The sequence below is a fragment of the Streptomyces sp. NPDC047869 genome, assembly GCF_040704065.1.
Taxonomy (GTDB): Bacteria; Actinomycetota; Actinomycetes; order Streptomycetales; family Streptomycetaceae; genus Streptomyces.
Genome location: NZ_JBEYRK010000022.1, coordinates 116,950 through 128,798 on the forward strand (window position 1 = coordinate 116,950; position 11,849 = coordinate 128,798).

Genomic DNA, 11,849 nt, shown 5'->3' on the forward strand with positions numbered 1-11,849 from the left:
GCCCCCTGCGTGACAGGGCCGGGGTCAGTCCCGGACGGCCCCGGACGGCCGCTCCTGCGCGTAGTCGCACGTGCCCTCCGCCCGGAACTGCAGGGCCGCCCTGGTCACCTCCGCGCCGAGGCCGCGCAATTGGTCCGCGACCGCCTGGTCGGTGAGGCGTCCGTCGCCGTCGAAGACCCGGGAGGACCGCGGGACCGCGAACACCAGCGGCACGGCCCAGCCGCGCAACGACCGCACGATGAACTCCATCGCATTGATCGCCTGCAGGCCCTGCACTCCACCGGCGGTCGTCAGCATCCCCACGGGTTTGTTGCTGAGGTAGGGCGGGTCGTGGTCGGCCAGGAGGGCGAGCCAGTCCACCGCGTTCTTGAACGCGCCGCTGACCGACCCGTGGTATGTCGGGCTGCTCCACAGCAGGGCGTCGGCGGCCTGAACGCTGTCCGCAAGCCGGCGGGCGGACGCGGGGATCCCGTGCTCGGACGTGTAGAACGGGAGATTCAGCCGCTTGAGATCGATCATCTGGGTGTCGGCGCCCGCATCGGCCGCCCCCTCGACCGCCACACACAGTGCGGTGAGGCTGGTCGACGGAGTGCGCAGCGAACCTCCCATTCCGACGACGAGTGGGCGCGCCATCCTGTCAACTCCTTCAGAGCATCTCCAGGGGCGTGGGCCCGCGGGGCGGCGGGAACGCCTCGTCGAGGGCGTCGAGCGCCTCGGTGGGAAGGTGGAGGTCCAGCGCGCCGCGGTTCTCCCGCACGTGGTCGGGTGATCCGGAACGCGGGATCGCGGCCACCCCCTGTTCCAGCACCCAGGCGAGTGCCACCTGGGCCGGCGTAGCTCCGAGCGCCCGGGCCACGGCACCCAAAGCCTCGACCTTCAGCAGCCGCCCCTGCTCGATCGGGGAGTAGGACATGACCGTCACCCCGGCCTCACGGCACCAGGGGAGAAGATCCCACTCGATGCCGCGCCGGGAGAGGTTGTACAACACCTGGTCGACGGCCACGGCGTCGCCGCCGGGGAGGGCCATCAGCTCGACCATGTCGGCGACGTCGAGATTGCTCACGCCCCAGTAACGGATCTTCTCCGTCTCCATCAGGTCGGTGAATCCCGCAAGGGTCTCCTCGAGCGGCCACCGTCCCCGCCAGTGCAGCAGGTAGAGGTCCAGCCGTTCCGTACGGAGCCGCCGCAGGCTGCCCTCGCAGGCGGCGACGGTGCCCTTCCGGTCGGCGTGGCGGGGCAGCACCTTGCTGACGAGGAAGACCTCCTCCCGGCGTCCCCGGAGGGCCTCCCCGACGAGCTCCTCGGCTGCGCCGTCGCCGTACATCTCCGCCGTGTCGACGACGGTCATGCCCAGGTCCACGCCCAGCCGCAGCGCGGCGATCTCCTGTTCACGCCGGGCCGGGTCCTCGCCCAGGTACCAGGTGCCCTGCCCGAGCGCCGCGATCTCCTCACCGGCGGGGAGCGCGATCGTTCTGGCCGATTCCGCAGACATCTCGGGCCTCCCGTCCGCCGCGAATCCGTGTCACGCGCACCCGTACCGGGTGCCCAGGTCCGCGCCTCCCAGACAACCGGTGTCGCATGCGCCGCAGAACGGTCAGGAGGGGCGAGCGGACTGCGCCGAGAGCTCGCCGGGACCGGGTGCGCGGTCGCGCAACGCGACGGCGACCGACACAACGGCTCCGCAGGAGAGGACCGCCGCGAAGCCGATCATCGCGGTCTGCACGGCGAAGTGCCGCAGGGCGATGCTGAACAGGACGGAGGGCAGGCCCATTCCCAGGTACGCGACGACGAAGAACACGGCGAGGACCCCCGCGCGTGAGGCGGGCTCGGCCACTGAACCGGCACGTTCGACTCCTCCCTTGAAGAGCAGCCCGGAGCCGGCTCCTGACAGGGACACGGCGACCAGGTAGAGCCAGAGCGCGGGGTGGTAGAGGGCGACGGCGCACAGGACGAGGCCGACCGGAAAGACCACTGCCCCCACGGTCAGGAGCCGGGGCAGTGGGAGGCGGCCCAGCACCAGCTGGGCGGCCGCCGCGGAACCGAACATGAGGAAGGCCGCCAGGCCGACCATGAGGTGCGAGTCGGTGTGCAGGGTGCCGTGGAGCACGCTCGCCCCGAGGGAGGAGATCAGGCCGAGGATCGCGAAGGCGAAGGCGCCCAGCGCGCCGGCCGCGCCGAACGCCCGTCGGCCGCCTGGACGCAGGACGAACCTGCTGGGCGGTTGAGCCGCGGGCAACTCCAGGTCCACGGTCTCCGGGGTGCACAGCACCAGCGCCAGGCATACTGCCATGGCGAGCGTGAAGATCGCCTGGGCCGTGATCAGGGGCATGGGGAGCCATTCGGCGGCGGCTCCGGCGACCAGGGGCCCTGAGGCCAGGCCGCCGAGGTTGGCGGCGGTGGCCACGATGCCGGGCAGCACCGAACCCGTCCGTTCCGGACGGACCTCGTGGTGGAGGTCGTGCAGGTACGTCGTCGCGGTCGAGGCCATCAGCCCCAGTCCGACACCGTTCAGGATCCTGCCCGCGATCAGCCCCGGCAGGTCCCGCCACACGATCAGTACGACCGACGCGACGATGCCGACCAGCAGCGCCGGGACGATGATGCGCCGCCGGCCGAGCCGGTCCGACAGGTGTCCCAGTCCGAGGAAGGCCGCCGCTGCCCCCACGACCATCGAGGCGTACGCCACCGTGACCGTGGTCGCGCCGAAGTGGTCCCGGGCCTCGTACAGCGGCCACAGCGGGGTCGGCGCGGTGCCGAAGGCCATCAGCACGGTGAAGGCCACCGCCACGAACCAAAAGCCGGTCGCGTGCGAGGCACGGTGCCGAGCGGGGGCGCGGGGCGGCAGGTCGGCGGGAGCAGGTGCTGGGATCCGGTGGGTCGGGTCGTCGGGAGCGTCGGCTGGGCGATGGCTCAACGGCGTCGGAACGGCAGGCAGGGGTACCCCTCCTCGAGCGGAAGCGGATGGCGCTTTCCATCCTGCTCACCAGCCAGAATCAGCGCCAACGAATGTTTTTGCTGGGCTCCAGCATTGTGAGTGATACTTCTCGGGTGGAGCTACGTCAGCTGGAGCACTTCATCGCGGTCGCCGAGGAGCTGAGTTTCACGCGTGCCGCCCGGCGGCTGCACGTGGTGCAGTCGGGGGTGTCCGCCGCGATCCGCTCTCTGGAGCGCGAGCTCGGCTGCGCACTGTTCGAGCGCACGTCGCAGCAGGTCCGGCTCACCGGGGCGGGTGCGGCGCTGCTGCCGGAGGCTCGGGCCACCCTGCACGCCGCCCAGGCGGCCCAGGACGCCGTGCGTGCCGCACAGGACACGCTGCGCGGCACGGTGAACGTGGGCGCCATGGCCTCGGTCGAGGTGGTGGACCTGCCTGCGCTCCTCGGGCAGTTGCACGCGCGGCATCCGGCGATCGACGTCCGGCTGCGGCTGGCGACGGCCGGCTCGGCGGGACTGGCGCACGCGCTGCTCAGCGGGGACCTTGACGTGGCCTTCCTGTCGCTGCCCGAACGCAAGCCCGCCGGGATCGACGCACGGGAGCTGGCCACCGTGCCGCTCGTCCTGGTGGTGAGCGCCGCCCATCCGCTCGCGCAGCGGGGACGGGTGGCACTTGCGGACCTCGCGGGGGAGCCCTTCGTGGACTTCCCGCCGGGCTACGGCAACCGCGAGGTGGTCGACCGGGCGTTCGCGGCGGCGGGCGTCGTACGCCGGGTGGCACTGGAAGTGCCCGACATCGACATGGGGGCGGCACTGGTCCGGCACGGTCTGGGCATCGCCTTCCTGCCCGCGTTCGCCGTTGCCCGCACCCCCGGCCTGCACGTCCTGGACGTCCACGACACCGTGCTCCGCTGGAGCATGCACCTCGGCACGTCGTCGACCCGGCGGCCCAGCTCGGCCCTGGGGGCGCTGCTCGACCTGGTCGACCTCCATGTCATCGCCCTGTGACGCCCGGGCTGCGGCCCGGGCGTCACCCGTCGGTGGTGTCCGGCCCCCTGAGTCCGCCTCGCTCCGGCCGCGACATCTGCCGGCAGGGTCTTGGGCACGTCAGCCGCCATGACCACACCTTCGTGTGCGCCTCGCGCCATGGCGGCCGCGAGGGACCGGCGTTCCGCGGATAAATCACCCACCGCGCCCCGGCGCACCCGCAGCGTCCGGGCCGCTGGCGCCTGACACGGGCGCCGTGCCGAAGGCCCCGGGGTCACCCGGCGGATTCGAGGGCCTGGGAGAAGTCCGTTCCGAGCTGCGACATCAGGTCGTTGAACTCCTTCTCGCTGATCGCCTCCCGGAGCACGGCCAGTACGGTCCGCACACCCCGGTCGGCTTCCTCCTCCTTGAGCATGGTGCGTTCGGCCACGCGCCGCACGCTGTCGTAGTGGCCGAACCGCTCGATGCGGTCCGTGGTTCCCCGGCGCACCGCGTCCGCGAGGCCCTCGGGGAGCTCGGTGACCAGGTCCCTGGCCTCCCCCGGGCTCAGCCTGTGGGCCAGCGTCTCGAGCGTGGCCCAGGTCAGGTCCGCCGCCTCCTCTCGGCCCAGTCCGGTGCGCTCGGCGACGGTACGGACGAATTCCTGCTCATCCATGAGTCGTCCTCCTTCGCTGCTGTGTTGCGACGAACGGCGCGGACCCCCTGCAAGCCTGCCACGCCGACCCGGCCCGCGCCCGCGCACGGACGGTGGGGACCACGACCACCCACGGCTTGACGCCTCCGGCGCACCGCGGTGTACGGGGCCTCGCCGGCCAGGTTGAGCTCGTCGTATTGAACCCAGGCGAAGAGGCACACCGTGAGAGCGCCGACGTAGCCGAACTCGGGCGGCGACTCTGCGCATTCGACGTGAACCACAGAGGACCCGGGTACCACAGCTTGCCGTGGCAAGGGACGATCAGCACGTGTGAGCGGGTCCGAGCGTGGAAACCCGAGGGGCCCCGACTCCAGGGAGGCGTCATGGACGCCCATGCCACTGCCCAGGGAAGCCCCATCGCCACGGTCAACCCGTACACCGGTGAAAGGGTTCGTGAGTTCCCGGCGCTGAGCGCGGAGGACGTAGAACGTGCGATCGACAGGGCGCACTGCAGCTTTCCGAACTGGCGTGCCCGGTCGACGGCCGACCGGGGGGCTCTCGTGCAACGCGCCGGCCGGCTCATGAGGGAGCGCAAGGAGGAACTGGCCCACCTCCTGACCCTCGAGGTCGGCAAGCTGATCAACTCGAGCCGTGCGGAGGTCGACCTCGCGTCCGACATCCTCACCTACTACGGCGACCACGGCCCCGAGTTGCTGGAAGAACGACCCCTGCCGGTGCCCGAGGGCACGGCCTTGCTGGTGAACGAGCCGCTCGGTGTCCTTCTCGGTGTGATGCCGTGGAACTTCCCGCTGTACCAGGTGGTCCGATTCGCGGGTCCGAACCTCGTCCTCGGCAACACGATCCTCCTCAAGCACGCGAGTAGCTGCCCCCAGTCCGCACTGGCACTCGAGCAGCTGTTCACGGATGCGGGTGTGCCAACCGGGGTCTACACCAATCTTTTCGTGCGGGGCAAAGACGTCGGGAAAATCATTGATGACTCTCGTGTGCAGGGAGCGTCACTGACCGGAAGCGAGCGGGCGGGCGTGAGCTTGGGCGAGATCGCCGGCCGCAATGTCAAAAAGTCCGTCCTCGAACTGGGTGGCAGTGATCCCTTCGTCGTGCTGGATGGTCACAACATCGAGCGCACCGTGTACGCCGCGTTCCTCGGCCGGATGGGCAACACCGGGCAGTGCTGCGTGGCGGCCAAGCGCTTCATCGTCCTTGCCGACGTCTACGACGCCTTCCTCACCGGGCTGCGTGACCGGATGAGCGAGGTGCAACCGGGAGATCCGGTCGACCCCGCCACCACGCTCGGCCCGCTGTCCTCCGAGGCCGCGGCCGAACTCCTGATGGAGCAGGTTCGTGACGCGGTGGACAAGGGAGCCACGGTGGTGCTGGGCGGCGGGCGGCCCGACCTGCCGGGCGCCTTCGTCGAGCCGACCCTTCTCACCGACGTCACACCGGACATGCGGGCCTACCGGGAAGAGCTCTTCGGCCCCGTCGCCACGGTCTACCGGGTCGCCGACGAGGACGAGGCCGTAGCACTGGCCAACACCTCCCCCTACGGCCTGGGAGGCGCGGTCTTCGCCGCCGACCCGGAACGTGCTCGCGGGGTCGCGGACCGGCTGGAGGCGGGCATGGTGTGGATCAACCACCCGACCGCGTCCCGACCGGAGCTGCCCTTCGGCGGCATCAAGCGTTCCGGCTACGGGCGCGAACTCGGCGACGTGGGCATCGTGGAATTCGCGAACCGCAAGCTCGTGCGCTACGTGGACGCCGACGCCCCGATCGAAGAAGTGCTGGGCTGACCTACGAGCCGGTCGATCGCGCTCTCCATGGCGAGCTGGTGGTGCGGGTGCGGCACAGGCTGGCGTCCGAGCGGCTACAGCAGCGGCTCGCCGGACGCGGTGGTGTCGTGCAGCCGTGCGCTGCGGCCGTGGGCCCGGCGGGTCTTGTCACGTAACAGGTCGTGGACCTGCTCGGCGTGCCGTCCGCTTCTCACTTCGCAGTACGGGGATCTCGGCCTCACTCAGTGGCTGCTGCAGCAACTGGCGGACGCTGCCCCAGACCAAGCACTACTGCCAGGCCGATGGCCCCTGCCTGCGTTCCCCGCGCACCGGCGAGGAAGTCACCTGGCGGACCGGGTCAGGTTTCGTCGCGCACGCCGTCCGAGCTGAGTCCGGCTTCCTCCGTCGCTTCCCCCGTGGTGCGCCCGCTGGCACCGTTGTCCTGCCCGCCGGATGTCGTCTCGTCAGATGTGTCCATGACGTCGTCGGTAGAGGTCGTCTTCGGGCGGTTCTCCTCGGCAACGGTCATGACTACTGACTACTCCTTTGCTTGTCTACCGGGCGGACGATTCACGCCGTGGGCTCGCCGCCGAGCGCCTCGACAACCTCGGTCACATTGGCGTACTCGCCGCTTTCCGGGAGTTGCCGCACCGCCTCCAACACGGGGTCCGGCGCGTGGTGAGCTTCGAGGACATCCAGCAGCCCCTGGCGGTCGGTCGGGAATGCCTTGCGCTCCAGGTGGCGCGCCAGCTCGAGCCGCAGGGAGTCCGCTTCGGCGGCTGCCCGGGCCTGTTCACGTTCCTCACCGGGTGGCGGGACGGGGCCACCCGGGTCGACACGGATGTCGTCGTCGGCCGGCGGCTCGGGGTCGGTGGCCTCCTCCACGTGCGTGGGCCGACCGGCACGCAGCTGCCCTTCCAGCTCGTGCTTCATCTCGTCGTCCTTACGGGGACCGACCGGGTTGCTGCCTCGTTCCATGTCCATACACCCATTCATTCCGAGTGAGAGCCGAGTGCCCAGAGGGCGGCGCGGGACACGGGACGCGCATCACGTCAGCCGATTTCGTCGAACATTTCAGACACTCTTGCCGGCCCAGTGGTCCGGAAGGCCTTCTGGATTCGAAGGTGCTACCAACGCGATTCGCCTCACATGCGCCACCTTTGAGGTGCTCGCCGACCGGATCAGCGGCGGAGAGGCCCAGGACCTCGCGGAGCCGCTGCCCGAGCCGCTGAAGAGCTGGCTGCGCACGGACGTATCGGCCTCCTCCTGGCGGTGCTGGTCACCGCGGCCGGTATCCGGGACTCCGCAGCCGGCACCCGGCTGCTCGACCAGGTCGCTGCCGGCCGTCCCGGCATCCACGGCGCGGCCCAGATGCTCCTCCGCCGCCGAGGCGTCAGCCGGGCCCGCCCAGCATGATCTTCCACACTCGGGTCGCCACCTGGAGGTTCAGCCGGTCCTCGACGTTCGCGAGGTCGTTGCCGCTGATGTCGCGGATGCGCTGGAGCCGATAGCGCAGCGTGCTGCGGTGGATGGCGAGGGATTCTGCGGTCTCGTCGTAGTTGCCGCCGCAGTCGAAGTACCGGGACAGGGTCTCCACCATGGTCGCGTGGTGCCGGGAGTCGTAGTCGATGAGCTGCCCGAGCCACTCCTGGACGAACGTCTCCAGTTCCCGGCGACCGCTGCCTGGTCCCAGAATGCGGTAGAGGCCCAGCTCGTCGAAGAACGACGTGCCGTAGCGCTCGCGGGAATGGTGGCGCGCTTCCAGGGCGCGCTGCGCCTCCTGGTAGCGGTGGGGGATCTCATCCACGGAGTCACAAGGGCCGCTCACCCCGATCGTCCCGGACCGGGTCCCGGTCTCCCGGGCGAGCGCCTCGTAGAGCGCGTGGGCGTGCGGCCTGTCGCCGGCGACCAGGACGACGTGGTCGGAGCGTCGGGTCAGCAGCGAGCGCATGCCCACCGCAGAGGCCGCCCGCCCCACGGTCTGTGCGAAGGAATCGTCGGCGGTCCGGTTCGACCACTGCACCACGACGACGTAGTGGCTGCGGTGCAGGTCGTGTCCGACTGCCTCGGACCGGGCGTAGGCGCTCGCCTCGTCCGTCCCTGCCAGGAGGTCGTCCACCAGCTCGCGGTGCAGCCTCAGCTCGACTTCGGCCAGATTGCGCAGGTGCGCCAGCTCCAGGGCGAGCGACGTGGCGGCGTGTCCAAGCGCGAGCACGGTGTGCTCGTCGGCCTCGTCCCGGGTATCGACCAGCGCCAGCACGCCCAGGATGTCGCCGTGCGGGCGGACGAGGGTGACCAGTCGGTCCTTTATCCGCACCGCCCCGGCCTCTCTCGCTACGGCGTGCAGCATTTCGTCCTGACGGAAGGGGTCCGGTTCGGGATAGGGGTCAGGGCGGCCGGGGCCGGTCCAAGTCCTCAGCCGACCGAAGCGGTCCTCGACCAGCGCGGGAAGTCCAGTGAGTCTGTGGAGTGCGCGGGTGACAGCTTCCTCGCCGCCACCCGAGGCAGCGACGTCGGCCATGAACGCGTGAACGGCTCGCTCGTAACCCAGCTCAGCCACCACAGAGATCAGCTGCCGCTGGAGGGCCGTGCGTTCCTCCCTCAGTCGGCGCAGCTCCAGCGCGTCCTCGCGTCGGCGGCGATGTGCGAAAGCGACTGACAGTGCAGCAGCGGTGTGCCGGACGAGCGTGGCGAGCAGAAATCGCTCGGCCTCGGTGGGCCGGGAGCGGGACGTCACGACAAGGTAGCCGTGGAGTCCCCCAGGTCCGCGCAGCCCCAGGGCCCGGCCCCAGGGCCTGCCGGGTACGGTCACGTTGCCGTCCTGCCCGGCCAGCTCCCGCACCCTCCGGCTCACGGCCAAGGCAGGCATCTGCCCGTCCCTCGGACTGGGAACCAGGTCACCGCCCACCTTCAGGTATCCGGCCTCCGCGCTGTAGGGCCCCGCGGCGGCTACGTGGTCCATCGCCAGGCGGAGAATCTCGACTTCGTCCGGAGTGCCGAACAGGGCGCGGCAGAGCGCGACCAGTTCGTGGAGGGCATGGTCGGCTGGGGTGCGAGCGGGCGCGCGGGGCCCTCTGCGTGAGACTGGGGGGTGCCGCCCGGCGCTGTGGTGGTACAGGCTGTGCGCCCGACTGCCGACCATGGGATCACTCCGTCCCTCGAAGCCTTCAGGAGCCGAGCGGCATGTCGCGTACCCGCTCCCGGGCCGACTTACCCGAGATGTGTGGATTGTTTCTCTTGTACTCGTGGGGCGACCGGACCGGTGCATTCCTGACTCGCCAGACGCAGGCGTGCAGCCACCCGGTTCGTCACCCTGGGGAGTGCTCGGGACTCTCCGTGCGCACCGGCAGAAACCCGGCGTGGCCACCTGGTGCGGTCCCTGCCGCATGGTCGGCCCCGCTGAGTGTGCTCGCGGTCACCGTCCGCAAGGCGTAGATCACCAAGCCCCTTCACATCCGGATCACCGAGAGCAAATAGAGCGGCGGTCGTTGAGCCGAGGAGCCCGGCGGTGAGGGACAACGGTCCAGAACCGGTCGGGCCCTCCGGGGAGGGAGCCACGAGATGACCGAAACGGGTTGTTGTGACTCCTCCCCCTCACCCAGGACCCGGAAGCCGGCAGCCTCCCAACGGCCAGGTGGGTGTCAAAGAAGTGCTTGCGAGCGAGCGATTTTCATCGGCTGCGCCCAGCCGTGTTGGGGGCGCCGGGATGCCCGAGCTAGAGGTTCTGGAACTCGTTCGGCAGTTGCGACATCACATCCTGGAACTCCGCGCCGGGGACGGCCTCTCCCAGAGTCATGAAAACCGCCGCAACGCCCCTGCGCGCCACGGTCTCACCGACGCCTGCACGCTCACTCACTCGCCGGACGAACTCGTCAACGCCGAATTTTTCGGCGACATCCTCCGGTGGGACCAGCGGCGGGGCGATCTCGGCGGGCAGGACGCCGGCCAAGTGCCTGGCCTCGCCGCCGGTGATCCGCTCGCCCAGCGTCAGCATCGTGGCCCGGGTCAGCTCTCCAGCCTGCTCCTCGGGCACGTGGGCCCGCCGGCTTACGAGCCGGATGAAGTCGTCGCTGTCCATGGCGTCTCCAATCCTCCGACGTGTGACAGGTACCGCGCATGCACTACCCGAAACGGTGAACGAAATGCCGGCGCCAACCTCGCGGCCGGTGCCGAAAGCGCCGGTCACCGCCCGTCCTCTTCCCTTTCCTCGGTAAAGGGGCGCACCGCGTCCAACAGGGCCCTCAACGCACCGGTGAGCATCCCTACCTCGGCGACGCGCTGGGCGTACGGGTCTTGCGGGTACTGGCGCTCGGCGTGCTCGGCCCGCTCGGCGACGTTCGCCAGGACTTGTTCGGCGGCCTGAGCCGCGGCGCGCAGGGTGGCACGTTCCTTATTGCCGGGCATGTGATCTCCCCTGGATTCGGCCGCTGGGCGCAGCATTCCCCGAAATGCTTTGACGTCCCCGTCGGCCGCTTTTTCCGGGAACGCCACGGGTGGCACAAGCCGGTACGAAGTGCCCCTGGACTACAGCTGAGGAGGAGGCATGTCCACAAGCGTACGGACGTGCTGGACGCGCTGCAGGACGTCACCTCCGATTCGGGGTACGACTGCGACCACCTGCGGCGATGGTGACGCGGACGCGGCACCGGGGACGGCATCGTCCGCAAGGGCATTGAGTCCTCGCCCCGCCTGGACCATCACCGCTGGACCGTCGAACACAGGGCCGAACGCCGCGGTGGTGAACACCAGCGAGCGAGTGGGCGGGGCCGGTGAACAGGAGTCAGAGCCGGTTGACGCGTGCCATTGCGCCTGGCAAAGCCCTTCTTTTGACGGATCGTCGGTCCGGATGCGCCGTTGAGTGGCGCGCAGTGGGCGCGGACTGAGCCGTTGCTCCCGGTGGCGCACGCAATCGTGGCCCTATGCAGTGCGTTACGGTCGTGGGCTCTCCTGGCGGATCCGGGCGCGCCGACGGAGATCGCTCAGGGCTCTCGCCGGTGAGGACGCTTGCCAAGCCCAGGGCTTGCGTCACGTCCGCGCCGCGACCGGACGGCCGCGCCGGTTCGGTCCGCAATCTGAGGATTGGGTGCGAGTCACGCGGAAACTCCCGTGTTATCCGCTGTGCGCGCTTGACCTTCTCACTCAAGTGGCCCGCCTTCCGTTCACCTCACCGCACGTGGGGAGCACTCATGAAGACAGACACCCGTTCCACCTCCCGCCTTCGACACGATCCGCTCGTGCGTGGTCTGGGCTGGGCCAGTGCGCTCCTGGGCGTGCCTCAGGTCGTCGCCCCGGCGGGCTTCGCCCGGGCCTTGGGTGTGGACGACGACTTCCGGCACCGCGCGGCCACGACCGCTGTCGGTGTGCGCGAGCTGGCGGCGGCGACCGGGCTGCTGGGGCGGCCGCATCCGGCCTGGATCTGGGGCCGCGTCGGCGGCGATCTCATGGATCTGACGATGCTGACCCGGGCCCTGAGGAACCACAACGGTCGCGGCCTCGACCGCACCGTTGCC

General features: G+C 70.1%; 11 protein-coding genes and 3 pseudogenes. 5 read left to right on the forward strand and 9 right to left on the reverse strand.

Annotated elements, in window-relative coordinates:
* Positions 1-24 precede the first annotated feature (24 nt).
* The 3 genes from AB0924_RS26090 to AB0924_RS26100 form a co-directional block, all read right to left on the reverse strand.
* A complete protein-coding gene (locus AB0924_RS26090) occupies positions 25-633 on the reverse strand; it encodes an NAD(P)H-dependent oxidoreductase (protein WP_358940239.1) in 609 nt (202 codons plus the stop codon).
* 13 nt (positions 634-646) lie between these two features.
* On the reverse strand, positions 647-1,492 hold the full coding sequence (locus AB0924_RS26095; RefSeq protein WP_366912664.1) for an aldo/keto reductase: 846 nt from the start codon (positions 1,490-1,492) through the stop codon (positions 647-649).
* A gap of 102 nt (positions 1,493-1,594) precedes the next feature.
* A complete protein-coding gene (locus AB0924_RS26100; RefSeq protein ID WP_366912665.1) occupies positions 1,595-2,782 on the reverse strand; it encodes an MFS transporter in 1,188 nt (395 codons plus the stop codon).
* A 266-nt stretch (positions 2,783-3,048) separates the two neighbouring features.
* Here AB0924_RS26100 and AB0924_RS26105 point away from each other — a divergent pair, with 266 nt between their 5' ends.
* The gene (locus tag AB0924_RS26105; protein WP_358940242.1) at positions 3,049-3,939 is read left to right on the forward strand and encodes a LysR family transcriptional regulator; all 891 of its coding nucleotides are present in this window, start codon (positions 3,049-3,051) and stop codon (positions 3,937-3,939) included.
* A 253-nt stretch (positions 3,940-4,192) separates the two neighbouring features.
* Here AB0924_RS26105 and AB0924_RS26110 read toward each other — a convergent pair whose 3' ends face one another.
* The gene (locus AB0924_RS26110; protein WP_358940243.1) at positions 4,193-4,573 is read right to left on the reverse strand and encodes a DUF2267 domain-containing protein; all 381 of its coding nucleotides are present in this window, start codon (positions 4,571-4,573) and stop codon (positions 4,193-4,195) included.
* Positions 4,574-4,935: 362 nt separating this feature from the next.
* Between AB0924_RS26110 and AB0924_RS26115 the strand changes: the two genes are divergently transcribed.
* Positions 4,936-6,360 carry an NAD-dependent succinate-semialdehyde dehydrogenase gene (locus AB0924_RS26115; protein WP_358940246.1) on the forward strand — a complete coding sequence of 475 codons (1,425 nt, stop codon included), beginning with the start codon at positions 4,936-4,938 and terminating at the stop codon, positions 6,358-6,360.
* Positions 6,361-6,697: 337 nt separating this feature from the next.
* On the opposite strand, the gene AB0924_RS26120 is transcribed toward AB0924_RS26115, so the two are convergent.
* Complete coding sequence (locus AB0924_RS26120) at positions 6,698-6,868, reverse strand: hypothetical protein (protein ID WP_358940244.1); 171 nt, start codon at positions 6,866-6,868, stop codon at positions 6,698-6,700.
* Between the two features lie 41 nt (positions 6,869-6,909).
* Positions 6,910-7,272 carry a DUF2795 domain-containing protein gene (locus AB0924_RS26125; RefSeq protein ID WP_366912666.1) on the reverse strand — a complete coding sequence of 121 codons (363 nt, stop codon included), beginning with the start codon at positions 7,270-7,272 and terminating at the stop codon, positions 6,910-6,912.
* Between the two features lie 43 nt (positions 7,273-7,315).
* Between AB0924_RS26125 and AB0924_RS26130 the strand changes: the two are divergent.
* Positions 7,316-7,537: pseudogene (locus AB0924_RS26130) on the forward strand (hypothetical protein); the annotation flags it as partial.
* 56 nt (positions 7,538-7,593) lie between these two features.
* A pseudogene (locus AB0924_RS26135) lies at positions 7,594-7,695 on the forward strand (IS5/IS1182 family transposase); the annotation flags it as partial.
* Between the two features lie 37 nt (positions 7,696-7,732).
* Here AB0924_RS26135 and AB0924_RS26140 read toward each other — a convergent pair.
* From AB0924_RS26140 to AB0924_RS26150, 3 genes are all read right to left on the reverse strand, one after another.
* Positions 7,733-9,481, reverse strand: a complete 1,749-nt coding sequence (locus AB0924_RS26140; protein ID WP_366912667.1) for a helix-turn-helix domain-containing protein — start codon at positions 9,479-9,481, stop codon at positions 7,733-7,735.
* Positions 9,482-10,054: 573 nt separating this feature from the next.
* Positions 10,055-10,417 (reverse strand): DUF2267 domain-containing protein, encoded by a 363-nt coding sequence (locus tag AB0924_RS26145; protein WP_366912668.1) that lies wholly within the window; start codon positions 10,415-10,417, stop codon positions 10,055-10,057.
* Between the two features lie 104 nt (positions 10,418-10,521).
* Positions 10,522-10,743, reverse strand: a complete 222-nt coding sequence (locus AB0924_RS26150) for a hypothetical protein (protein WP_358940739.1) — start codon at positions 10,741-10,743, stop codon at positions 10,522-10,524.
* Between the two features lie 782 nt (positions 10,744-11,525).
* On the opposite strand from AB0924_RS26150, the pseudogene AB0924_RS26155 reads away from it, so the two are divergent.
* A pseudogene (locus AB0924_RS26155) lies at positions 11,526-11,849 on the forward strand (cyclase); the annotation flags it as partial.

Bases quoted from the DNA above. Each gene is read 5' to 3' on its own strand.
- AB0924_RS26090 (WP_358940239.1), bottom strand. From the start codon at position 633: ATGGCGCGCCCACTCGTCGTCGGAATGGGAGGTTCGCTGCGCACTCCG.
- AB0924_RS26095 (WP_366912664.1), bottom strand. From the start codon at position 1,492: ATGTCTGCGGAATCGGCCAGAACGATCGCGCTCCCCGCCGGTGAGGAG.
- AB0924_RS26110 (WP_358940243.1), bottom strand. From the start codon at position 4,573: ATGGATGAGCAGGAATTCGTCCGTACCGTCGCCGAGCGCACCGGACTG.
- AB0924_RS26115 (WP_358940246.1), top strand. From the start codon at position 4,936: ATGGACGCCCATGCCACTGCCCAGGGAAGCCCCATCGCCACGGTCAAC.
- AB0924_RS26120 (WP_358940244.1), bottom strand. From the start codon at position 6,868: ATGACCGTTGCCGAGGAGAACCGCCCGAAGACGACCTCTACCGACGAC.
- AB0924_RS26125 (WP_366912666.1), bottom strand. From the start codon at position 7,272: ATGAAGCACGAGCTGGAAGGGCAGCTGCGTGCCGGTCGGCCCACGCAC.
- AB0924_RS26140 (WP_366912667.1), bottom strand. From the start codon at position 9,481: ATGGTCGGCAGTCGGGCGCACAGCCTGTACCACCACAGCGCCGGGCGG.
- AB0924_RS26145 (WP_366912668.1), bottom strand. From the start codon at position 10,417: ATGGACAGCGACGACTTCATCCGGCTCGTAAGCCGGCGGGCCCACGTG.
- AB0924_RS26150 (WP_358940739.1), bottom strand. From the start codon at position 10,743: ATGCCCGGCAATAAGGAACGTGCCACCCTGCGCGCCGCGGCTCAGGCC.